The 23,700-nt window shown below is 43.1% G+C and carries 21 protein-coding genes; 2 read left to right on the top strand and 19 right to left on the bottom strand.

All coding sequences use genetic code 11. From position 1 onward, the window contains the following. Window positions 1-405: 405 nt before the first annotated feature. The 14 genes from LFUMFP_RS02795 to groES form a co-directional block, all read right to left on the bottom strand. Window positions 406-921 carry a GNAT family N-acetyltransferase gene (locus LFUMFP_RS02795; RefSeq protein ID WP_106483016.1) on the bottom strand — a complete coding sequence of 172 codons (516 nt, stop codon included), beginning with the start codon at window positions 919-921 and terminating at the stop codon, window positions 406-408. 23 nt (window positions 922-944) lie between these two features. Then, window positions 945-1,976 carry a tRNA preQ1(34) S-adenosylmethionine ribosyltransferase-isomerase QueA gene (gene queA / locus LFUMFP_RS02790; protein ID WP_056950779.1) on the bottom strand — a complete coding sequence of 344 codons (1,032 nt, stop codon included), beginning with the start codon at window positions 1,974-1,976 and terminating at the stop codon, window positions 945-947. A 14-nt stretch (window positions 1,977-1,990) separates the two neighbouring features. Further along, complete coding sequence (gene ruvB / locus LFUMFP_RS02785; RefSeq protein ID WP_025083438.1) at window positions 1,991-2,998, bottom strand: Holliday junction branch migration DNA helicase RuvB; 1,008 nt, start codon at window positions 2,996-2,998, stop codon at window positions 1,991-1,993. Between the two features lie 13 nt (window positions 2,999-3,011). Continuing rightward, window positions 3,012-3,623: a Holliday junction branch migration protein RuvA gene (gene ruvA, locus LFUMFP_RS02780; RefSeq protein ID WP_056950774.1), complete on the bottom strand. Its 612-nt coding sequence runs from the start codon at window positions 3,621-3,623 to the stop codon at window positions 3,012-3,014. Window positions 3,624-3,706: 83 nt separating this feature from the next. Next, window positions 3,707-4,270 (bottom strand): LOG family protein, encoded by a 564-nt coding sequence (locus LFUMFP_RS02775; protein ID WP_025083439.1) that lies wholly within the window; start codon window positions 4,268-4,270, stop codon window positions 3,707-3,709. A gap of 12 nt (window positions 4,271-4,282) precedes the next feature. Beyond that, window positions 4,283-4,822 (bottom strand): Maf family protein, encoded by a 540-nt coding sequence (locus LFUMFP_RS02770; protein WP_025083440.1) that lies wholly within the window; start codon window positions 4,820-4,822, stop codon window positions 4,283-4,285. Further along, window positions 4,822-6,753 carry a DNA mismatch repair endonuclease MutL gene (gene mutL, locus LFUMFP_RS02765; RefSeq protein ID WP_025083441.1) on the bottom strand — a complete coding sequence of 644 codons (1,932 nt, stop codon included), beginning with the start codon at window positions 6,751-6,753 and terminating at the stop codon, window positions 4,822-4,824. Before mutL ends, LFUMFP_RS02770 begins: the two co-directional genes overlap by 1 nt. A 458-nt stretch (window positions 6,754-7,211) precedes the next feature. Beyond that, the gene (gene mutS / locus LFUMFP_RS02760) at window positions 7,212-9,830 is read right to left on the bottom strand and encodes a DNA mismatch repair protein MutS (RefSeq protein ID WP_025083442.1); all 2,619 of its coding nucleotides are present in this window, start codon (window positions 9,828-9,830) and stop codon (window positions 7,212-7,214) included. Between the two features lie 15 nt (window positions 9,831-9,845). Further along, entirely contained in the window at window positions 9,846-10,214 is a 369-nt protein-coding gene (locus LFUMFP_RS02755; RefSeq protein ID WP_082603736.1) for a YlbF family regulator, read from the bottom strand. Window positions 10,215-10,225: 11 nt separating this feature from the next. Next, entirely contained in the window at window positions 10,226-11,032 is an 807-nt protein-coding gene (locus LFUMFP_RS02750; RefSeq protein ID WP_025083443.1) for a TIGR00282 family metallophosphoesterase, read from the bottom strand. A 257-nt stretch (window positions 11,033-11,289) separates the two neighbouring features. Further along, window positions 11,290-13,119 carry a potassium transporter KimA gene (locus tag LFUMFP_RS02745; RefSeq protein ID WP_025083444.1) on the bottom strand — a complete coding sequence of 610 codons (1,830 nt, stop codon included), beginning with the start codon at window positions 13,117-13,119 and terminating at the stop codon, window positions 11,290-11,292. Between the two features lie 212 nt (window positions 13,120-13,331). Then, window positions 13,332-14,357, bottom strand: coding sequence for a C40 family peptidase (locus LFUMFP_RS02740; protein ID WP_025083445.1), 1,026 nt, complete (start codon window positions 14,355-14,357; stop codon window positions 13,332-13,334). A 681-nt stretch (window positions 14,358-15,038) separates the two neighbouring features. After that, window positions 15,039-16,667 carry a chaperonin GroEL gene (gene groL, locus LFUMFP_RS02735; RefSeq protein WP_056950772.1) on the bottom strand — a complete coding sequence of 543 codons (1,629 nt, stop codon included), beginning with the start codon at window positions 16,665-16,667 and terminating at the stop codon, window positions 15,039-15,041. 46 nt (window positions 16,668-16,713) lie between these two features. Then, a complete protein-coding gene (groES, locus tag LFUMFP_RS02730; protein ID WP_025083447.1) occupies window positions 16,714-16,998 on the bottom strand; it encodes a co-chaperone GroES in 285 nt (94 codons plus the stop codon). Window positions 16,999-17,168: 170 nt separating this feature from the next. On the opposite strand from groES, the gene LFUMFP_RS02725 reads away from it, so the two are divergent. Then, a complete protein-coding gene (locus tag LFUMFP_RS02725; protein WP_025083448.1) occupies window positions 17,169-17,801 on the top strand; it encodes a CPBP family intramembrane glutamic endopeptidase in 633 nt (210 codons plus the stop codon). Between the two features lie 65 nt (window positions 17,802-17,866). Here the strand turns inward: LFUMFP_RS02725 and LFUMFP_RS02720 are convergent, their stop codons facing one another. Next, window positions 17,867-18,517: a redox-sensing transcriptional repressor Rex gene (locus LFUMFP_RS02720; RefSeq protein ID WP_025083449.1), complete on the bottom strand. Its 651-nt coding sequence runs from the start codon at window positions 18,515-18,517 to the stop codon at window positions 17,867-17,869. A 196-nt stretch (window positions 18,518-18,713) separates the two neighbouring features. Between LFUMFP_RS02720 and LFUMFP_RS02715 the strand changes: the two genes are divergently transcribed. Further along, window positions 18,714-20,654 (top strand): ABC-F family ATP-binding cassette domain-containing protein, encoded by a 1,941-nt coding sequence (locus LFUMFP_RS02715; RefSeq protein WP_106483015.1) that lies wholly within the window; start codon window positions 18,714-18,716, stop codon window positions 20,652-20,654. Between the two features lie 91 nt (window positions 20,655-20,745). Here LFUMFP_RS02715 and LFUMFP_RS02710 read toward each other — a convergent pair whose 3' ends face one another. The 4 genes from LFUMFP_RS02710 to tsaB form a co-directional block, all read right to left on the bottom strand. Next, window positions 20,746-21,063, bottom strand: a complete 318-nt coding sequence (locus tag LFUMFP_RS02710) for a PTS sugar transporter subunit IIB (RefSeq protein ID WP_025083451.1) — start codon at window positions 21,061-21,063, stop codon at window positions 20,746-20,748. Window positions 21,064-21,293: 230 nt separating this feature from the next. After that, a complete protein-coding gene (gene tsaD, locus LFUMFP_RS02705; RefSeq protein WP_106483014.1) occupies window positions 21,294-22,328 on the bottom strand; it encodes a tRNA (adenosine(37)-N6)-threonylcarbamoyltransferase complex transferase subunit TsaD in 1,035 nt (344 codons plus the stop codon). Between the two features lie 6 nt (window positions 22,329-22,334). Next, window positions 22,335-22,886, bottom strand: coding sequence for a ribosomal protein S18-alanine N-acetyltransferase (rimI, locus tag LFUMFP_RS02700; protein ID WP_025082737.1), 552 nt, complete (start codon window positions 22,884-22,886; stop codon window positions 22,335-22,337). After that, window positions 22,870-23,595, bottom strand: coding sequence for a tRNA (adenosine(37)-N6)-threonylcarbamoyltransferase complex dimerization subunit type 1 TsaB (gene tsaB, locus LFUMFP_RS02695; RefSeq protein WP_025082736.1), 726 nt, complete (start codon window positions 23,593-23,595; stop codon window positions 22,870-22,872). Before tsaB ends, rimI begins: the two co-directional genes overlap by 17 nt. Window positions 23,596-23,700: the final 105 nt, after the last annotated feature.

Raw genomic sequence — 23,700 nt, 5'->3', positions numbered from 1 at the left:
ATTAAGCAAGAAAAGCCGATAAGCAAATAACTTGGTTCCCCTAATTGGAGATGTTATATTAAGGTTATCGAAGGGAGGTAGAAAATCAAGTGAACTTCTCGTAGTATGGACCCAACTTATCGTTGGGGTTTGTTAGTCATTTACTCGTCGTTGAAGCTTGTAGAGTTCGTCCTCCGAAATGCTCATCCATTAAATAAGACTGAACCATTTTAGAAGTGTGTGTCTCAAAAACAAAAAGTTCCCTAGATCTTTACAAGTTGTTGATTCACAAATCTTGATTTTCCCCTTCTGTACTGCAAAGCCACCAGGTTCTGACGAGAAGACCTGGTGGCTTGGTCGTGTCATAAAAGCAAAGAGAGTAATGTGTGACCCCCTACTGGTCAGCATTGCTCTCTTTGCTTTTGTTTATTTTAATATCATTTGATAGGCATAACGTTTAGGGGAAGGATCATTCGCAATCAGAATGTCCCCACAATACGTAAACCCAGCCTTTTGAATCACGTGTTGCATCGTTAAGTTGTCCGGATGTGTATCAATTCTGAGGTCCTTAGCACCACGTAGACTAGCCGCCGTGATTAACAACGTCATGAATTGACTGGCCAAATGCTGGCCGTGTAACCGACTAGTTAATGCCACCCGATGAATTGAATAATAGAGTGAGTCCACCGTCTGCCACTGACCGTTAGTGATGGCTTCATAGCCAGCGTCTTCAGTTTCAACGATTGACGCAACCCCAACGATTTGTCCCTCAATGATTAAAACAATACATAGTTCTTGTCGAATTTCATTTTCAAATTGGCTCTGACTCGGTTCTTCAGCTTGCCATTGATTGATATCATGCTGCTTTAAAGTGGCTCTAGCCTCTTCAATAATCGCTAGTATTGCGGGTAAATCGTTAAAATGCGCTTTTCGTAAATACATTGAACGTCCTCCCTAAAAGGCAATTACTTGATAAACATCGCATCGCCAAAGCTAAAGAACCGATACTTTTCGTCGACCGCATGTTTGTAAGCATTTAAAATATGTTCACGACCGGTAAAGGAAGCCACTAACATCACTAAAGTTGATTTTGGTAAATGGAAATTCGTGATGAAACCATCAACCACTTTCCATTGATAACCGGGTTTAATAAAGATTTCGGTCCAACCACTATCCGCTTTTAATTCACCATTAAACTTCGTCGCAATCGTTTCAAGGGTCCGAATACTGGTCGTCCCAGTCGCAATCACTCGGCCACCATTTTGATGAACTTCATTTAACGTCGCGGCAGCTTCTTCGGTTAATCGGTAGAATTCACTGTGCATTTTGTGATCTTCAACATTGTCTTCAGAAACGGGTCTAAACGTCCCGAGTCCAACATGTAAGGTTAAATAAACTAATTTAATCCCTTTGTCTTGGACTTTTTGTAATAATTCTTCCGTCCAATGGAAGCCAGCAGTTGGCGCCGCTGCTGAACCGGGTTCTTTAGCGTAGACTGTTTGGTACATTTCTGGATCATCTAATTTTTCTTTGATATAAGGTGGCAACGGCATTTCGCCTAATTCTTCAAGAATTTGCATGAAAATCCCATCATATTGGAATTCAATCATCCGACCGCCATGTTCTAATTCTTTCGTTACGACTGCTTTTAATTGACCGTCACCAAAAACCACTTCAGTGCCAACTTTGGCCCGCTTAGCGGGTTTCATCAAGACTTCCCATTCATCGTCGTGCGTGTTATTTAACAACAGCACTTCTTCATGACCACCAGTATCGGGTTTAACACCGTATAAACGGGCAGGCAAGACGCGGGTGTTGTTCATTACAACGGCATCGCCGGGATTTAATTCATCAATCACATCGTAGAAAACTTTATCTTCTAACGCGCCAGTCTTACTATCCATCACTAACATGCGTGATGCGGCCCGTTCAGTCATCGGTGTTTGGGCAATTAATTCTTCGGGTAATACATAATCAAAATCTTCTGTAGAAACCATGGGGAGCCTTCTTTCTAATTTTCTGGATAAGGTAAACCTAAATGCGTGTAGGCGGCCAATGTGACCACCCGGCCACGCGGTGTTCGTTTTAAAAAACCAATTTGTAACAGATAGGGTTCATAAACTTCTTCAACGGTTTCAATTTCTTCACCGATATTGGCCGCGATGGTTTTTAACCCAACTGGCCCACCTTGATAATAGTCAATCATCATTTTTAAAATCTTACGATCGATACTATCAAGGCCGCGGATATCAATCTGCAATTGTTTGAGCGCGTGATCAGCAATCGGTTGATCAATCGCCGCTTGATCGGCAACTTGCGCGTAATCCCGAATCCGTTTTAATAACCGGTTGGCAATCCGTGGCGTCCCCCGAGAACGGCGCGCAATTTCTAACGCGCCGTCCGGGACAATCGCCATATTAAAGACACCGGCTGACCGTTCAACGATGTCGACTAAATCGGCTTCCTCGTAGTAGGCCATGTGTTCGACAATCCCAAACCGATCACGCAACGGCGCGGACAATAAGCCCGCGCGGGTCGTTGCACCAATCAACGTAAACGGTGGCAACGGAAAATGAACCGGATGTGCCGTTGGTCCTTGACCAACGATGATGTCGATGTAGAAATCTTCCATCGCGGAATACAATAATTCTTCCACAATTTTAGGTAAGCGGTGAATTTCATCAATAAATAAGACATCACCCGGTTGTAACTCATTCAAAATGGCCACTAAATCACCGGGGCGTTCAATTGCGGGCCCACTGGTCGTGCGAATTTGGACTTGTAATTCATTGGCAATCACCATCGCTAAAGTTGTTTTACCCAGACCTGGTGGCCCATATAACAACACATGATCCAGTGACTCTTCCCGTTTTTTGGCGGCCGCAATATAAACCGTTAATTCATTTTTAACCCGGTCTTGACCGATGTATTGCGCGAGGACTTGTGGCCGCAACGTTTTTTCAATACTTGCTTCCGCAAAATCAGTATTCTCAGCGGAAACAATTCGTTCTTCTGCCATTTAAAGTCCTCCTTTATTTTTTCATCAATAACCGTAACCCTTCACGTAAATACTGATCAGTCGTTTGCGCACTGAAATCCGTCAATATTTTAGTGATACTTTTAACTTCGCGGGCCGAATAACCGAGCGCCGTTAACGCTTCTAGTGCATCGGTTAATTCAGGTGAAGCACCCGGTACCCCTAAATCAATCACGGTTTGCCCGGTTAATTTCTCGGTTTGTTCCAAATCACCTAATTTATTTTTTAAATCAAGAACAATTTGTTGTGCCGTCTTCTTACCCACGCCTGGGAACTTCGTTAAATAACTAATGTCGTCATTCATGATGGCTTGAATCAATCCAGAATGATCACTGTTGGCTAAAATCGCTAAGCCACTCTTGGGCCCAATACCAGACACACTGATTAGCTTCTGAAAAATCTGTTTTTCATCTAAATCATAGAAACCAAACAGCGTGATATCCGTATCGCGCACAGCTTGGTAGACGTAGATTTGCACAATTTCATCGTTGGATTCGGTGTAGCGATAAGGATTGGCGACCTGTAATTGATACCCGACGCCTTGAACCTCCAAGACCACGTAATACGGATTGACGGCCGTCACGAGCCCTTTTAAATATTCATACATACTTTTACCTACTTTATGAGAACGTATATTTGCTTTTTAAATTGTAACACAAAAGCGCGCCGGTGTTGCACTCAATTACCGGTTTAGTACTGGCGCACTTTTGGTGGCTGATACTCTGTGATGAAGGTCGCCATCTCGGTCAAATCCGTGGTAAATAAATACTTGTCAAAATCAACTTGGGTTAAAAAGCCCTCACTGACCATCTTTGCCAAAAATTGTTGCAATAAATCGTAATAACCGGCCACGTTATAGAAGATACACGGCCCATCTTGTTGCCCAATTCGCGCCCACGAAATCACTTCGCTCATTTCTTCCAACGTTCCCGGACCGCCCGGCAATGCGATAAAAACCTCAGCGAGTTCAATCATGCGATGCTTGCGCGTCGCCATATCGTCTACAATTAGCGTTTCAGTTAACCCCGTATGCATCAATTCACGTTGGTTCAAAAAGGCCGGCATAATGCCGGTCACTTGGCCCCCTTGTTGTAAGACGGCATCGGCAATCGTGCCCATTAACCCAACCTGACCACCGCCATAGATTAGACGATCACCTCGTTGGACTAACCACGTTCCTAACGTTTTGGCTGCTTCAGCATAGATCGGTTTGTTCCCCATGCTAGCACCACAATAAACTGCCACATTGACCATTGGTTCATCCCCCTACAACATTCTAGCAATCGTACTAATTGGTAAACCGACAACATTGTAAAAATCGCCGTTAATTTTTTCAACTAATAAGTTACCGGCTCCTTGAATCCCGTATGCGCCAGCCTTGTCCTGATACTCGTTCTGATCTAAATAGGTTTCAATCATCTGATCGCTTAACGACCAAAAAGTCACATCGGTCTTCACCACTGTTTGTTGAACCTGACCATCCTTCGTTAACCAAACACCCGTATAGGCTTGGTGCGTCTGTCCACTTAGTTGTCGTAAAACGGCGGCTGCATCTTGGCGATCTTGTGGTTTACCGTAAATCGTCTCTTGAAAACTAACCACCGTATCGGCACTTAAAACCGTGGCCGTTGGATTTTGAGCCGCGACTTGTTCCCCTTTACGCCGTGCTAGTGTTTGCACGTAGTCGGCGGGTTTAGTAAACGGTGTTTCGCGTTCATTAATTTGAGCCGGAATCGTGATAAATTCTGGCACAATTTGTTTCAATAATTCTTTTCGTCTTGGTGATTGCGATGCTAAAATAAACATTATTCACCCTCCCAACTATGATGCGGTTCTTGAATGCGTTTAAACATTTTTTCTAAATCTTTTTGCGTGTAGTGAATTAAAACCGGGCGACCGTGTGGACAGTTAAACGGATTTTCGGCTTGCGCTAAGTCAACCAACAACGCTTTGGCTTGCGCGTCATCTAAATGGTGGTGCGCTTTAATCGCTTGTTTACAGCTCATCATGATCGCTGTTTTTTCACGGAACTGAGCGATCTTAATCTGACCGTCTTTTAAAAGATCATCAATCATATTGCGAATCGTGACTTCTTCTTGACCCGCTTCAATCCAAGTCGGATGACTATGGACTACAAAACTATTCTGACCGAACGATTCTAATTGAATACCGACCTGCGCTAATAAATCAGCTTTAGCCTGAATCTTAACCGCGTCACTATTCGGGTATTCCAACACTAAGGGCACCAATAAATTCTGGACGTCCGAGCTGACTTGCCCAATCGCTTCACGATAATATTCATATTTAATCCGTTCTTGCGCTGCGTGTTGGTCAACAATGTAAAAACCGTCTTCGCCTTCCGCTAACAGGAACGTATCATGCAGTTGCCCAATGAAGCGTAGTGTCGGAAAACGGGGTAAATCAGCCGTTGTGGTCTCAGTTGTGGGGTCATCCCCAAACGGAGTCCCAACCGCTTCAGCCGTATACTTCTGATCCCAATCAGCTAATTGCGCCGGATGTTCAAAAATCGGCATCTGACTATTCGCTAGTTTATCGGTGACCGGTAAAGCGACGGCAGTTTCCGCAATTTCAGCGGCAGTCGTGGTCGTGGTCGCGGTCTCTGTCTCAACTATTTTCTCAGTCGGATCAACCGGTAGCCGCGTTTTAGAGGCTTGGTTGAGATTTAATTGTAGTTGATCGATATCCACCGTTGACGTTTGTTTCAGATTCTTGACCGCATCTGGAATCAAATTTTCGGTACTCAATCGTTTGCGAATCGCCCGTTCAATCAAGGTCATCAAAGCCGGTTCTTTACTTAACCGGACTTCCTGCTTAGTCGGATGAACGTTGACGTCGATTAACAACGGATCCATCTTAATATTTAAGACCGCGACGGGATACCGGCCCACCATTAATTTCGAACCATACCCTTTAATAATCGCTTTATTTAATTGGTAATTCTTAATGTAGCGCCCGTTAATCAGGATTGATAAATAATTGCGGGTGGCACGCGTTAATTCAGGTAATGAGACATAACCCGTCAATTTAAAATCTAAATCATGATCACTGATGGGCAACAATTTTTTAGCCATTGAAACGCCGTAAATGCCAGCAATCGTTTGTTGTAAATCGTTATTGCCGGCCGTTTTTAATAATAGATGGTCATCGTTGGTTAACGTGAACGCAATTTGCGGATGACTCATCGCCAAGCGATTGACAATATCAATCACGTTGGCTAATTCAGTTTGAAAAGTCTTAATGTATTTCAAGCGTGCTGGTGTATTAAAAAATAAATCGCGCACAGTCACCGCTGTCCCCGGTCGAATCGGGTTCGTCTTTTGACTCTCCAAGACGCCACCTTTGAAATGGGCAAACGTCCCTAACGAATCCGCCGTAGCCGTTTCAATCGTTAAATCCGAAACGGAAGCAATACTGGCTAACGCTTCACCCCGAAAACCGAGTGATTGAATTTTAAACAAATCTTGACGCGTTGCAATCTTACTAGTCGCATGCCGTTTAAACGCCGTCGGGACGTCTTCCGGTTCAATCCCGTCACCATTATCGATGACTTGAATTAACTGCAAGCCAGCTTGTTCAATCACCACGTCAATCTGAGTACTATTGGCGTCAATCGCATTTTCGGCCAATTCTTTGACGACCGATGCTGGCCGTTCAATCACTTCACCAGCGGCAATTTGATTACTTAATATTTCGGATAGTTCATGAATTTTGGCCATCAACAGGTCCTCCTTTGGGGGATTCAATACGCACAATTTTGTACTAATGCTCAGTTATTACCCGCAACTCTAAACAATTCGATTTTTAACGTGCTTCTAAGCCAGTTGCTTGCGTCTAGCTACAAATCGAAAATTATGGCTAAGACCGGCCATAATTCTCAATTTTAGGCTATACTCAGCGACTACCCGGCTTAGTCAGCACTTCGATTTTTTAACGTGCTTCTTGAGTAGCCTTTTCCGGTTAACAATAAAAACTCAATCATGGTTATAAACCCAACCATAATTAATTTTCTACCGTTAATCCTCAAAGCCTGACCAACTCAATCAGCACTTCTATCTTTAACGTGCTTTTCCAGACACACTCTTGTGCTTAGCTGCGTTTCGCAAACTAAGTCCATAAACCGGACTTAATTCACGAAACTAGGCTAATGCTCAGAGTCTATCGTCTGAAAAAGCACTCATTTAATTTCTTTTTGCCACTTATATAATTGGTTTAGGGCTTCTAGTGGGGTGGCGCTCATTAGGTCGAACTCTTTGATTTCGGCCTTTAGTTTTTCAGCGACTGGGTCTGTTTTGACCGTCACCGTTTCCGGTTCGAATAACGCCATTTGTTCGTCGACTTCATTCATTTCTGGCGTTGCGACTTCAACTGGCATCGGTTCAACCGCAGTCGGTGCCGTAATCGTCACGGTTGGTTTTTGTTCCAGTTGGCCCAAAATTAAATCCGCCCGTTTCAATAAATCATCAGGCATCCCCGCTAATTTAGCAACGTGAATTCCGTATGATTTATCGGCTGGTCCGGCTAACATTTTGTGTAAGAAGACCAATTCACCGTTTTCTTCAACCGCCCCAACGTGGACATTCTTCAAAGCGGCTAGCGTGTCTGCCAGCGCGGTCAATTCGTGATAATGGGTCGAAAATAAAGTTTTGGCGTGCACGTGATCGTGAATGTGTTCAATAATCGCTTGTGCTAAGGCCATCCCGTCATAAGTAGCGGTCCCCCGTCCAATTTCATCAAACAGAATTAAACTGTTCGGTGTCGCACTCATAATCGCGCGGTTAGCTTCCATCATTTCGACCATGAACGTACTTTGACCTGAAATTAAATCATCGGCCGCACCAATTCGCGTAAAAATTTGATCAAAAATCGGTAGGTTGGCGGATTTAGCGGGCACAAAACAACCCATCTGCGCCATAATCACCGTCAACGCTAATTGGCGCATATAAGTACTTTTACCAGACATATTGGGGCCCGTAATCAACAGAATATCAGTCCCTAATCTCATTTGAACATCATTCGGGATGTACTTCTGGCGACCCAGTACTTTTTCAACGACCGGATGTCGGCCTTCAACCAAATCAATTTCACGATTGTCCGTTTTAAAAGTGGGCTGAACATAATGGTAGTTTTCACTGACCACCGCGAAACTCTGTAAGACGTCCAAGGCCGCGACACCTTTAGCCAATTTTTGCAGCCGTTCAATTTGCGTTTTAACTTGTTCGCGAACTTGCGTAAACAATTCGTATTCCAACGCAGTTGACCGTTCTTCCGCTTCAAGAATTAATTGCTCTTTGGCCTTTAATTCTGGCGTAATAAACCGTTCGGCGTTGGCTAACGTTTGTTTCCGTTCATAGCGCCCTTCTGGCAACGCCGCTAAATTAGCGCGTGTGACTTCGATGTAATAACCAAAAACCCGGTTAAAACCGATCTTTAAGGTATGAATACCGGTTGCTTCCCGTTCTTTGGCTTCGAGTTGGGCCAACCATTGTTTACCGTTAGACATCGCGTCGCGATAATCATCCAGCGTTTGATTGTAGCCATTTTGAATCAAGCCACCATCGGTAATCGAAATCGGCGGTTCCGGCATGATGGCCGTTTCAATCAATTGACGGACATCATCGACCGGATCGAGTTGCGTTAAGGCTTGGTCAAAAGCGTGATCGTCATTAATCGTCGCTAACGTCGCTTTAATCGTTGGAATCTGTTCGAGAGAAGTCTTCAATTGAATCAAATCGCGCCCGTTAACACTCCCAAAAGCCACGCGTCCCGCTAATCGTTCTAAATCATAAACCTTGGTTAAACTATCTTGTAGATTAGTTCGTTCGAAATAGTGGTTTAAAAAATTAGCGACTTGATTTTGCCGATTTTGAATCGCTTTTGCATCCAATAAGGGCCGTTCCAACCACTGTTTTAATAACCGACCACCCATTGCGGTTTTGGTTTCATCCAATAACCACAATAAAGTGCCGCTCTTGTGCCCGGTACGTAAAGAAGCCGTTAATTCGAGATTCATCTTTGCCGAATGATCTAATTTCAAATATTGAGAGAGTTCATATTCCTGTGCCCGTTGTAAATGGCCTAGATGCCGTTTTTGCGTCGCCGCTAAATAACCCACCAATTGCTTGATGACTGCCAATTCGAGTGGTTGCGCAATGTTTTGCGAGACAAAACTAATCTCAGCCGTATCGTTAGTGTCGCCTTGATATGAAACCAAGATTTGTTGTTGGACAAATGCTTGGACGACTTCAGTCGGCATTGATTGGTTTAAAACGACTTCCTTAGTTTGCAAACTCAACATTTCGTTTAATAACAAATCTAAACTATCGATTAAACTGACCTTAATCTCACCAGTCGATAAATCAGTGTATGCAAAACCGTATTGGCCTTGTTCGGCAACCACGGCGGTTAAGTAGTTATTCTGTTTCGAATGCCCCGCTTTTTCGTCCATCATGGTCCCCGGTGTCACCAGTTGGATGACTTCGCGTTTAACCATCCCTTTAGCGGTCTTCGGGTCTTCCATCTGTTCACAAATGGCGACTTTGTACCCTTGATCGACTAAGATATCGATGTAATTCTGCGCGGCATGGTGCGGGACGCCACACATCGGAATCGGGTCTTCAGCACTTTTATTACGGGCCGTTAACGTTAATTCTAACAATTGCGAGGCTTTAACCGCATCTTCATTGAATAATTCGTAAAAATCGCCTAGACGATAAAATAAAAAGGCATCCGGATATTGATCCTTCACTTTTTGATATTGCGCCATCATTGGCGTTGATTTTGTTTTTTGTGGCATGTTTCAAAATCCCCTTTACTCGTCTAAACCATCAATTTGTGATTGTAAATAAGTCGTCATATATTCCAACGTCGCATTGGCTTCGTATAACGCCGCTCGGTATTCTTGCACGAGTGGATTATCCGCCAACTGCTGGTTTAACTGATCTGCTACTTGATTATCAACCCGTGCAGCGTTGGGCTTATTATAATGGACAGCTTGGACAGCCTCTTTTTGAGCGGCTTCAATATCGGTTTGCAACTGCGCAATTTCAGGATGTTGCTTAACCGTCTGTTCAATGGCTTGAAACCGTTGAACCGTTTGATTGGCCTGAATCAGCGTTGTCAAACGGTCTAATTCAGCGACAATTGCGGGTTCTAGTGCTAACATTTTTTCTTCTGTCATGACTGAGCTCCTTAAAAATGATTGCCAAACGGATGATCTGGGGAGATTTGAATCGGTTTGATTGATTTAGCCCGGCCGGTTTGATCATCAATTTCAATCAGACAACCGTTTAATTGACCCGGTCCTTCTGTGACGAGTTCAAACCGTTCTGGTCGTTGCGTCATAAAACGGTTGATAATCTTTTCGCGTTTAACACCTAAAATCCCGTTATAGGGGCCCGTCATCCCGGCATCGGTTAAGACGGCTGTGCCTTCTGGTAAGACACGTGCATCGTTGGTTTGAACGTGCGTGTGTGTGCCGACTAACGCCGAAATCCGTCCGTCTAAATACCAAGCTAACGCTAATTTTTCACTCGTGGTTTCAGCATGGAAATCGACAAAAATACAATCGGTCTCTTTGCTGACTTCGGCCACCATTTCATCCAACATACTGAACGGATCTTCGAGTAATTCATTCATCAAAGCGCGGCCTTGCAAATTAATAACGGCGAGTTTCGCTTGGTTGACTTTAATCATCGTCATCCCTTGGCCGGGTGTCCCTTTAGGAAAGTTTGCTGGTCGGACTAATTTCTTAGCATCATCGATAAAATCGAGGATATCGCGTTTATTCCAAGTATGGTTGCCCATCGTAATCGCATCGGCACCAGCTTGTAATAGATTCTTATAATCCTTTTGGGTCATCCCTTTCCCATCGGCAATATTTTCACCATTGATAATCGTGACTTGTGGTTTATATTCTTGTTTCAATAATGGCAAATAATCGTTAATCATCTTTTGGCCCATTGCACCAACTGTGTCCCCAATAAATAAAATTCGCATGTTGCGCCCCTTTAATCTGTCTTCAAACTTCGTTAGCTTCTATTGTAGCAATTTTTAACGCGAATAAAAAGTTTTGTCGCCATTCAAAAAATAAGCTGTCAATCATGCTGTTCTTAAATTAAATAACCATTTTTATTTGACGCGCACCAGAACTCATCAATTTCCGTTCAAATCAAAAACTCCGATTATCCTTAGTTCAGGATAATCGGAGTTTCCAACTTGATACTCAATTGATAACCGAGTTCTGTCACAGCTTTTTAATGTTTTAAGTGATAACTATACGTCGCAATAATGATGTTTTCACGACTCGCAAATGCGTTTCTCAAACGTAAACTTGATTGGTTATGCAAAATGTTTTGCCAAGGTTTCTTCGGCACAAATTGAGGGACCAACACCGTCGTTGTGAAATTACGTTTTTGGGCATTTTTGCTGACGATATCAACGAACCGAATAATTGGTTTTTGAATTGAACGGTAAGATGAATGGACATCAACAAAGCGGACGTTCGGGAAATCGGCTTTAAATTCAGTTTGTGTTTCCCGTTCCTTAGTCGGATTTTCATCCGTCGAAACGTGCATTGCAATCACGTAATCCCCAATCGATTGCGCATAATCCAACGCACCCCGTGTCACTTGTGTCACGTTGCTGACTAACACAATCACAGTTGACCCATCGTAATCATGTAGTTCAGCTTCTTTGGCACTGACCCGTAATTGGATGGCCACTTTTTTATAGTGATCGTGAATCTTATAGAAAATCAGTAACATGATTGGCATGATGATGAAGAATGGCCAGATATCAGGCAACCGGTAAACGAAGAGAATGATCAAAATGACAAACGAAATTAACGCACCAACAAAGTTCGCAATTGACTTGCTGAACCAGTGTTTTGGTCGTTCTGACCACCATTTACGCAACATGCCCACTTGTGACAAGGTAAATGGTAGAAAGACCCCGACCGCGTACAGAGGAATCAAGCGTGAGGTATCACCGTTAAAGATGAAAATCAACGCCATTGATCCGATGGCCAACGTGATAATCCCGTTAGAATAACCTAGCCGATCACCACGATCCATGTACATATGTGGCATGTATTTATCTTTCGCCAAATTATAAGCTAACACTGGGAAGGCCGAAAAACCGGTATTGGCCGCAACGGCTAAGATAAAGGCCGTCGCAAATTGAACGATGTAATAGAAGAACCCTTTACCGAAAGTCTGTAAGGCCACTTGTGAAAGCACCGTTACTCTCGCCATTGGGACAATCCCGTACCAATAGTTTAAGAATGTAATCCCGGCAAAGAAGAACCCTAAAATCGCAGCCATGATGCCCAATGTTGCAGCAGCGTTGACTGCTCGTGGTTTTTTAAAGAATGGTACGGCGTTACTAATCGCTTCAACCCCGGTTAATGACGACGAACCTGATGAAAAGGCTCTAAAGATTAACGCCATCGAAATCCCGGGAACAACCGCCCCAACGGTTGACGCGGCGTGGAATGGAATCGCACCTGAAAAGATTTTATAACAGCCGACAATCACCATAATCGTCATCATCACAACGAATAAGTAGACCGGCACCATCAAGAAGGACGCTGATTCGCGCATCCCCCGTAAGTTCATCGCCATTAAAATGATGACAATAATCAATGAAATGCCAACTTGATGGCCGTATAACGGTGGAATTGCCGACGTAATCGCTTCGGCCCCCGCTGAAATACTAACCGCTACAGTCAACATATAATCGACTAACAATGATCCCCCAGCGATTAACCCGGCATTTTTACCTAAGTTTTCACTAGAAACGACGTACGCACCACCACCACCTGGATAGGCGTGGATGACTTGTCGATAAGATAAGGTTAACGCTAAAAGTAAAATTAAAACAAATGCAGCAATCGGAATAGAATACCAAATTGCGGCCGCCGATAAGGTTGTCAGAACGACCACAATCTGTTCAGGTCCATAGGCGACTGATGATAAAGCGTCTGAAGATAATAATGCTAAGGCCTTGAAACGCCCTAATTTTTGATCACCTTCATCAGAAGTTTTTAACGGTTTCCCGATAAAAAAACGTTTTAACTGTTGCATAACTAGCTAGCTCCTCTAAGTCGTATTTCTTAACATAAAAAGCCCTCGTGTGATAATCGCATGTTACCATTTCACACGGTGACTTTTGAAAATAAAGTGTTCTAAAAAATAATAATAGCCGTTTATTCAAACACAAGGTATTCTACTACAATTATTTTAAAATTACTACCAAAATTTGTAATCCAATCATAACGTCTTAGTGGATTCTCATCTTATAGTCGGCGTGCAAAATCTGGTACATAATCCGTCAACTTGGTCACACGGACATGATCTCCTGGTTGGGGCGCTTGAATAAAGTAACCATTGCCAATATAAATCGCGACATGGTGGGCGGTCCCGACGCCACCCCAGAAGAGTAAATCGGTGGGCTGTAAATCCTTCAAAGCAACGTCCTTCCCCAATTTACTCTGTTCTTGTGAGGTCCGTGGTAATTGTTGGCCATTTAGTGCAAAGACGTATTGCACTAAGCCGGAGCAATCGAACCCTTTTGGCGATGTCCCACCCCAGACGTAAGGGACCCCGATATATTTCAGGGTCGTTTTAACAATCGCGTTATTGCTGATGGCCGGATTACCGGTGGCTGCTTTTAAACCGACCTTATTGGCCGCCTCCGCCGCTGCTGCTTGAGCCGCTAACTCTGTCTTATACTTTGCTTGTAATTGCTTGAGTTGCGTATTAGCCGTTGTTTTCTGCTGATTGAGCGATGTTAGCGTTTCGGTATTGGTTTTAGCTAACTCATTCAGTTTGGTTTGCTGACTTTCTAAGGTTTGTTTCTGTTTTGTGACCTGCTTGGCGAGGTCTTCTGTTTCCGTCGCATTTGAGACTTTAGCATCCATTAACCGGTCCATAATCGCGCCTTTTTGGAATAAATCCCCAAGGTTGCGACTGTCTAATAAACTATCAAGCATCGCCAAATTAAAACTACTATCCTTAGCTTGCAGTTGTTGTAAGTTGCCTTCGATTAACTTAACTTGGGCCGTATAAGCGGCATTCGTTTGATCTAACGTCCCTTGCGTTGCTGTTATTTGCGTTTGTTTGGCTGTCATTTGGTTTTTCAATTGCTCAGCTGTCACGGTTAAATTACTAATATTATTATTGAGTTTAGATAAATCGGTCTGCGCCGTTTTGATTGCGGCTTGTGTCTCAACTGGTGTTGCATTGACTGTTTCCGAATGACTGATTAAGACGACCCCAGCCATTAACACCATTGTGATGACACTCATTATTTTTTTAATCATTCTAGTATCACTCCCCACGCTCATTATACTCAATATCCAAATAATTAACAGGGTGTACGACTTATTGTCCCTCACTTATGATATACGTTAAAATGATTCATATTTTTCGTTTGATTATAAAAATAAGGTGGTGACTAAGTTATACTCGGAAGCTACCCGTGAGTTCTAGCACTCTGATTCTAAAACGTGCTTCTCGAATAGCCTTTTCCGGTTAACTAGAAAACAGGCATCATGGGTTAAAAACACCCACAATGCCTGTTTTCAGATTAATCCTCAAAGCCTAACCCATTCGAGTCAGCACTCTCTCCAAAACGTGCTTTTGGTTGCAACAACTTCCGCTTAATCTAAAATAGCGTATCATGACTTAAAATCGTCATAATACGCTATTTTTATTAATGCTCAGTTGCTAACCGCAACTAAAAGCACTCTGATTAAAACGTGCAAGTGCTCACAGCTTCTTGTGCTTAGCTACGTTTCGCAAACAAAGTCCACAAATCGGACTTTATTCACGGAACTAGGCTAATGCTCGGAAGCTACCCGTGAGCCCTAGCACTCTCTCCAAAACGTGCCTCCTCAGCCAACTTCTTCCGTCTAGCTACAAATAAAAGCTTATGACCAATGTTCAGGCCATAAGCTTTTATTTTAGGCTATACTCAGAAGCTAAACGGCTGAGTCAGCACTCTACATCATTCCGCCCATTGCTGATGGGTCCATGCCACCGGCTGGTGCTGCCGGGTGGTCTTCTGGTTTGTCAGCGACGACTGCTTCAGTTGTTAACATCAATGCGGCAACGCTGGCTGCATTTTGTAACGCTGAACGTGTGACCTTAGTTGGGTCTAAAATCCCAGCGTCAATCATATTTTCCCAGTTACCGTTGGCGGCGTTATAGCCGATTTCAGTGTCTTGAGATTTCACTTTTTCAACAATCACTGAACCTTCAAGGCCCGCATTGGTTGCAATTTGACGAACAGGTTCTTCAAGTGAACGTAATACGATATTAATCCCGGTTTGAACGTCGCCTTCTTCTTCTAAGGCTGCGACACTGCTCATCACGTCGATTAAAGCAGTCCCACCACCGGCAACGTAACCTTCTTCAACGGCTGCGCGCGTTGCGTTTAAGGCGTCTTCAATCCGGTATTTACGTTCTTTCAATTCGGTTTCAGTAGCAGCCCCAACTTTGATGACTGCGACGCCGCCAGCTAATTTAGCTAAACGTTCTTGTAATTTTTCACGATCAAAATCAGAAGTGGTTTCAGCCACTTGTTTCTTGATGTTTTCAACTCGTTCAGCGATGGCTGCTTTACTACCAGCACCTTCAACGATAGTTGTATTATCTTTTGTAATTGTCACTTTACCAGCTGTCCCTAATTGATCGATGGTTGTTTCTTTTAATTCGAGGCCTAAATCACTGGTAATAACAGTCGCACCCGTTAAAGTTGCGATATCTTCAAGTTGTTCCTTACGACGATCGCCAAAACCAGGCGCTTTAACCGCAACAACGTTGAACGTCCCACGAATCTTGTTTAAAACAAGGGTTGGTAAAGCTTCACCATCAACATCGTCAGCGATGATTAATAGCGCTTTGCCTTCTTGAACGATTGATTGTAATAATGGTAAAACATCTTGAATGTTAGAAATCTTCTTATCCGTAATTAAGATGTATGGGTTGTCGAGATCGGCTTCCATCTTGTCGTTATCAGTCACCATGTATTGTGATAAATAACCACGATCGAATTGCATCCCTTCAACGACGCTTAATTCCGTATCAATCCCTTTTGATTCTTCAACCGTAATCACACCGTCGTTACCGACTTTTTCCATCGCATCGGCAATTAACTGTCCCGTTTCTTTATTATCAGATGAGACGGCAGCGACTTGCGCAATAGCCTCTTTACTTTCAACTGGATGTGAAATTTCGTGTAATTTTTTAACCGCTGTTTTAGTGGCTAGTTCAATCCCACGACGAATGCCAACAGGATTAGCACCGGCAGTCACGTTCTTCATGCCTTCGCGAATAATCGCTTGGGCTAAAACAGTGGCCGTGGTTGTGCCGTCACCAGCGATATCGTTAGTTTTAGAAGCAACTTCTGCAACTAACTTAGCGCCCATGTTTTCGAAATGATCTTCCAATTCGATGGCTTTAGCGATTGTGACACCATCATTGGTAATTTCAGGTGAACCGTACGCTTTTTCCAAAACGACGTTGCGGCCTTTAGGTCCTAAAGTTGTTTTAACGGTATTTGCTAATTGATCAACACCCGCTAACATTTTTGAGCGAGCATCTTCTGAAAATTTAAGTTCTTTTGCCATAATTCTTTCACCTCATTAAATATTTTTGTATCGATTTATATTTGATTTATTCAACAATTGCCATGATATCTTTAGCGTGCAAGACTAAATATGAAGCGCCGGCATAGTCCACTTCTGAACCGGCATATTTGTCATAAAGGACTTCATCGTCCACTTTAACGGATAATGGAATTCGTTGGCCGTCATTAGTGAGCGTTCCTTCACCTACTGCAACAACTTTACCAGTTTGTGGTTTTTGCTTCGCATTGCTAGCTAACACAATGCCACCAACGGTTTGTTCTTCTTCGTCTTTAACTGCGATAATCACGCGATCTTCTAATGGTTTTAACACTTAAAATCCCTCCATCAATTTTTCTTTTTTAGCACTCGATTAACACAAGTGCTAATTACATTTTTTATCATAGCATTTTCTCAGAACATTGCAAGTATTTTGCTGGCACTTTGCATTTCGAGTGCTAATACGCTAAACTATTGTCACATCAACCTTTGAGGAGATACTCAATGACTTTATACAAACAAAATTTTAGAATTATTTTAACTTATTTAATCGTGCTCGTCTTACCGAGTGCTTGTGCGCAACTTTTCAAGCTAACACCGCAAATTTTCTTGTTGACGACTATCTTTGATTTACTAGGGGCGCTTGGCTTATTAGTCTTCAATCGACGCCGGACGGCTAATTCATTGGAATATCATCCCGCCCCCCTTAAAACGATTATCATGTGGGGCATCAGCGGCATTTTATTAACCTTACTCGTTCAAGTCTTGGCCGGGATTGTGGACCATCTGATTTTCAAGAATTCGGCTAACTCGTTAAACACGATTACGTTAATGACTGCTATGCGCCAACAACCTTGGCTCATTTTAGCCGTCACGATTGCCGCACCTGTGATGGAAGAAATTGTTTTTCGCGGGGCCATCTTCGGCGGTTTGTCCGGTACGATTAACCCGCTTTGGGCCGCTTTAATTTCTAGCTTGCTATTTAGTTTACTGCACCAAGACGGTCATCTGATTATTTACGCGGCCATTGGTTTGTTTCTGTGCTGGCTCTACCGTAAGACCGGCTCGCTATACACGACGATTATCAGTCACGCTGGTATGAATCTGCTCGTAACGTTAACGTATCTATTGCGTTAAAAAAATAGCGTCTAAGCAAGCTACCTAATGCTGGATAACTTGTTTAAACGCTATTTTAAAGTCGCTTATTGTTCTGTTTTGGTTTCGTCGTTATAATTATCTAAGAAATAAATTAACGTTTGCAATTCTTTGGCTAAATCGACGTTTTGAATCCGAATACCCGTTGGCACTGAAATTCGAATTGGGGTAAAGTTCATAATCCCTTTGATCCCAGCTTCAACTAAATCGTCCGTTACTTTTTGAGCGACATCGATTGGCACCGTTAGAATCACGATTTCAATTTGTTGGTTTTTTAATTCTTCAACCATTTCAGCCATTGGGTAAACTGGTACGCCCGTTTGAATCGTGCCGATTAATTCTTCTTTAACGTCAAAAGCGGCGCTGATCCGAATATTATTGGTTTGACGGAAATTATAATTTAGTAAAGCGTGCCCTAAATTACCAACCCCAATCAAAGCAACGTTTGTTAAACGGTCTTGATTCAAAGTCTTTTTAAAGAAATTTAACAATGATTCTACATCATAACCATAACCACGTTTACCTAGCGCCCCGAAATATGAAAAATCGCGACGAATCGTTGCACTATCCACTTTAACTGCTTCAGATAGTTCGGTAGATGAAATTTTTGCCGTGCCTGCATTATTCAAAAAATTCAAATAGCGATAATATAAAGGTAAACGTTTCGCTGTGGCTCTTGGAATTTTATTTTCAGCCATTTTGGAACCTCCGTTTATTTTTGCTTGTGAAATTTAGCGTTGTACGCTATTGAAATCATACTGAATTTTCTTGTGAAAAGCAATTAATTTACAATTTCACCAGTCAAACCTTTAAATCTGTTATGATAAGTAAAGTTGCCCCACTAATTTCTTAAAATGAAGCCCTTTAAACCACCATACGAAAGGAATTTTTATCGTGATATTACTACAAGTTCAACAAGTTGCTCGCCATTTCGGTGGCGATTATTTATTCAAAAATGCTCAATTAGAAGTCCAAGACCACGCCCGAGTCGCTTTAGTCGGCCCGAACGGTGCTGGTAAATCAACACTCCTTAAAATGATTGCCGGTATCACCACGCCCGATGACGGTCAAATTATTCTGGGTAAAAATGTGCAAGTCGGCTACCTCGCCCAAGACAGTGGTCTCAGTTCAGAACGGACAATTTACGCTGAAATGTTAACCATCTTTGAACCGTTACGTCAAATGGAACAACAAATGCACACGTTGGAAGCGGCCATTGCTGATTCGAGTACTGACCATACAAATGCTGACTACGCTGATTTGTTGAAACGTTACGATCAAATTCAACACGATTTCACAGAAGCTAACGGTTATGGTTACGAAGCCGAAATTCGTGGTGTGCTCCACGGTTTCCAATTTCCAGAAGAAACGTTTGAAAAACCAATCAGTACGCTTTCTGGTGGCGAACGCTCCCGTCTCGCACTTGCTAAGTTATTGTTAGCAAAAAAAGACGTCTTAATCTTGGACGAACCCACCAACCATTTGGATATCGAAACCTTAACTTGGTTAGAAAATTATCTACAAACTTACCCCGGCGCCTTACTAACGGTTTCACATGACCGTTACTTCCTCGATAAAATTACCAAAGAAGTTTACGATATGAGCCGCCATACATTAACGCATTACACCGGCAATTACAGTCATTTCTTAACCTTAAAGGCCGATAACCTAACGTTAGAATGGAAGGCCTTCGAAAAACAACAAGCCGAAATTGAAAAATTACAAACGTTCGTCGACAAAAATATTGTCCGCGCTAGCTCGACCAAACAAGCTCAGAGTCGGCGTAAACAACTCGAAAAAATGGATAAACTGGATCGACCGCAAAATGATGCCGCTAAAATCCATTTCCATTTTGAAACGGAACAACCGAGTGGTAATGAAGTTTTAAAAGTCACTGAGGCAGCGGTTGGCTACGAACCCGACAAAATTATGGTTGAACCGATTAATTTCGAAGTTAACCGCCAAGAACGACTAGCGATTATTGGCCCCAACGGGATTGGTAAATCGACCCTCCTCAAAAGTGTGCTCCACAAAATTCCGTTTATCAAAGGTCAAGAAAAATTAGGCAGTAACGTGTCGGTCGGTTATTACGATCAAGAACAGCGAAACCTACACGCTAACAAAACTGTCTTAGAAGAATTGTGGGACGATCACCGGACTACGCCCGAAAAAGAAATTCGAACGTTACTCGGAAGCTTCCTATTCAGTGGCGACGACGTTTTAAAAGTCGTTTCACAATTAAGTGGTGGTGAAAAAGCCCGCCTACTATTGACTAAATTGGCGATGAATCACGATAACTTCCTGATCATGGATGAACCGACTAACCATTTAGATATTGATAGTAAGGAAGTCCTCGAAACAGCCTTACGTGACTTTAATGGCACCGTCCTGTTCGTTTCCCATGACCGCTATTTCATCAACCAAGTCGCGACCGGCATTATTGAATTATCCGATACCGGCAGCAAACGGTATTTGGGCGATTACGATTATTATCTGGCCAAAAAAGCGGAGGAAGAAGCGTTCGCCGCCGCTGATACGCCAACAACCACCACTCAAGCAATCGTCACTGCACAAGACGGTTACAAGGCTAGCAAAGAAACCCAACGCGCCCAACGCAAATTGGCCCGTTTAGTGGAACAGCTTGAAAATCAAATGGGCGAGTTAGAACAACAAGCCGCCGACATCCAAGAAGAAATGGCCCAAAGTGAGACGATTACTAAACCATTGGTCCTTCAAGAATTACAACAAAAACTCGAAACGGTTCAAGCCCAATTAGCCCAAACTGAAACTGAATGGGAAGAACAAGCCCTTGCACTTGAAGGTTTGTCTGACTAAAAAAGCGCGAACACAAAAATGGTTGAGCCCAGACATTGGGTTCAACCATTTTAATTTATGATTAACTGTGTGAGGTCACAGCTAATTAAGCTTATTTGATTAAAGCTAATCCTTGTTTCAAGACAGTTGCGCCGTCCATCATACCGTAAGATTTCATATCAATGACTTCAACGCCGATGCCTTTAGGAGCCAATTTTTCTTTGAATTGACCTTCCATGAAACGAACTTGAGGTCCTAATAAGACGCAGCTAATGTTTTTAGATTCTAATTGATTGTCTGCATCTGATGCACCAGTTGCAAAGATTTCAACTTCAATACCTTGTTCTTCAGCTGCTTTTTGCATTTTTGTCACTAATAAACTCGTTGACATCCCTGCTGCACAACATAACATGATTGTTTTTTCTGCCATAATAAAATTACCCCTTAAGTTTTAGTTTCGAATTGATAGAAAGAACGCAACTTCTTAAAAGCGTTTTCAATTTCTATATTTTTAGTATAAGCGCTTTCTTTATTTTTGTCAAATAATTGTTATTTAAAATATAAACAGCCCTAATCCTAAGCAGTACACGGATTATTCAATAAAATCATCCGTTATTTTATTAGCTGAAAATAAAAAAGATTGCCCTTCAGCAATCTTTTTCACAATTCTTCTTGGTATGGAAAATCTAATCCCGGAATCGCATTTAAGGTTAAATCGGCTAACGTGCCTTTGCGCAATGCAATGTGTGCAGCCGCCCCAATCATTGCGCCGTTATCCCCACACAATCGTAGCGGTGGCATGATTAATTGCAATTCGGGCATCTGGGCTTGAATCGCACTGGTTAATGCTTCACGTAACCCTTGATTGGCCGCAACACCACCGGCAACGACCAATTGTTTGACTTGCAATTTTTGAGCCGCCTTCAATGTTTTAGTCACCAAGACTTCAATCACACTAGCTTGAAAACTAGCTGCCAAATCCGCCTTGTCCAATTGTTCGCCAATTTGATCCGCGTGATGCACCGTATTGATAAAGGCACTCTTTAACCCGCTGAAACTAAAATCGAGATTGGGTTCTTTAAGCATGGCGCGTGGAAAATTAAACGTATCTTGGCCCAAATGTGCGAGACGGTCAATTTCTTTGCCGGCAGGATAAGGTACGCCTAACACCCGACCAATTTTATCGTACGCTTCACCCGCCGCATCATCACGTGTATCCCCAATGATTTCGAATTCACCGGCTGCGGGCATATAAACCAACTCTGTATGGCCGCCCGAGACGAGTAACGCAAGTAATGGGTATGCTAGTGGTGCGACAAAGCGCGCCGCATAAATATGCCCCGCCATATGGTTGACTGGCACTAATGGTAAGTGATGGGCGTAAGCAATCGCCTTAGCGGCCGTCACGCCGATTAATAACGCACCCACCAGACCAGGTCCATAAGTGACGGCGACCGCGGTTAAATCACTATACGTCACGTTTGCTTCAGCCAACGCTTGTTCCGTACAACGTGTAATTTGTTCCACATGATGGCGACTAGCCACTTCTGGCACCACGCCCCCAAAACGTTGATGACTCTTAATTTGCGTTGCGATAATATTACTTAAAATATGGTGGCCATTTTCAATGACTGCCACACTGGTTTCATCACAGCTAGATTCAAATGCTAAGATCAATTCTCTTTTTTCCGCCATTTTAAATTACCCCTGCTGACTTAATAAACGACACATACTGAATGCATCCTCTTTTTCTTGAATATAATAATTACGCCGCGTCCGAACGACCTTAAAACCCATCCGTTGATAGACCGATTGGGCGCCTTCATTACTAGCCCGCACTTCTAACGTAATTTTTTGACTCGGATAGTCACGCGCAAGTTGCACCATCTTATGGACTAAGAAGTGGCCAATCCCACGCCGTTGATAACTCGGCCGAACCGCAATGTTGGTGATGTGCGCTTCATTCGCTGAAAACCAAGCACCAATAAACGCGACCACTTCAGAGCCTTGACACAATACTAAATAAATTGACGTTCGCCGTTTATTCAATTCACTGGCAAACGCCCACCGGTCCCACGGGGTTTTCCCCGCATAGACGGCGCGTTCAATCTCAATTAATGCTGGAATATCACTTTGTTCCGCCCGCGCTAAATAAAAGGATTGCGCATCGATTTCAACTTGCTCCGTGGTATACGGCAATTCCCGTTTCAACCAAACTCGTGGTTGTAAATAAACTTTAAACTTGTTCCACATAGGCTTGAGATCCTTGATCGACATGGGTCTTAGCCCAATTAACTTCTGCTTCAGTTTTTCGTAAATAGTGGGGTCCAAATCCGTGAATATCACTGACGGGTGTCGCGGTTAACCCTAACTGGCCTAAAACAGCGGCGTGGGGTAAATTCTGATTCGCACCAACAAAATGCGCCTGACTCCCCAAAGTCGTTTGAATGATTGCTTTAAAAACCGCAACATCATTACCGACGAAGTAGACCGGTTCTTTTAATAATGCCAATTGTGCCAACAAATCGCTTAATGCCACGTGTTGATCAGTAACCACATTTTGGAGTCTGCCCTGTTGCCATTGATAAACACCCGCAAAGACGTTCTCGCGGCGCGCATCAAACAACGGCACGATTAAATCGGTCCGATCCGTGACATTGCCTGCCAATAACGCCAAGCTGGACAATCCGACGAGTTCTTTTTGTAACGTCCACGCTAACGATTTAGCGGTTGTGACCGCAATCCGCAAGCCGGTGTAAGAACCGGGACCTTGCGCCACAACAAACCGATCAATAGTTTCAATCGGCGTCTTGGTTTGTTTTAATAATTGATCAATCATTGGTAACAACGTTTGACTGTGGGTTTGGCGAATATTGACCGTCATTTCGCCTAATATTTGTTGGTCTTCTAACAGTGCCACACTCACTGCTTGGTTAGCGGTATCCATTGCCAATAACTTCATCGTGTCATCCTTCTTCTGCTTATAATCCTTGTAATTTTAGCATAAATCGCGGATTAAATCGACTCGTGCCTGGCCACTACGCCATTAAAAAAGCCCCACCAAAGT

It is taken from the genome of Latilactobacillus fuchuensis, assembly GCF_900258455.1.
Classification (GTDB): Bacteria; Bacillota; Bacilli; order Lactobacillales; family Lactobacillaceae; genus Latilactobacillus; species Latilactobacillus fuchuensis.
This window is presented reverse-complemented; position numbering and strand designations above follow the sequence as displayed.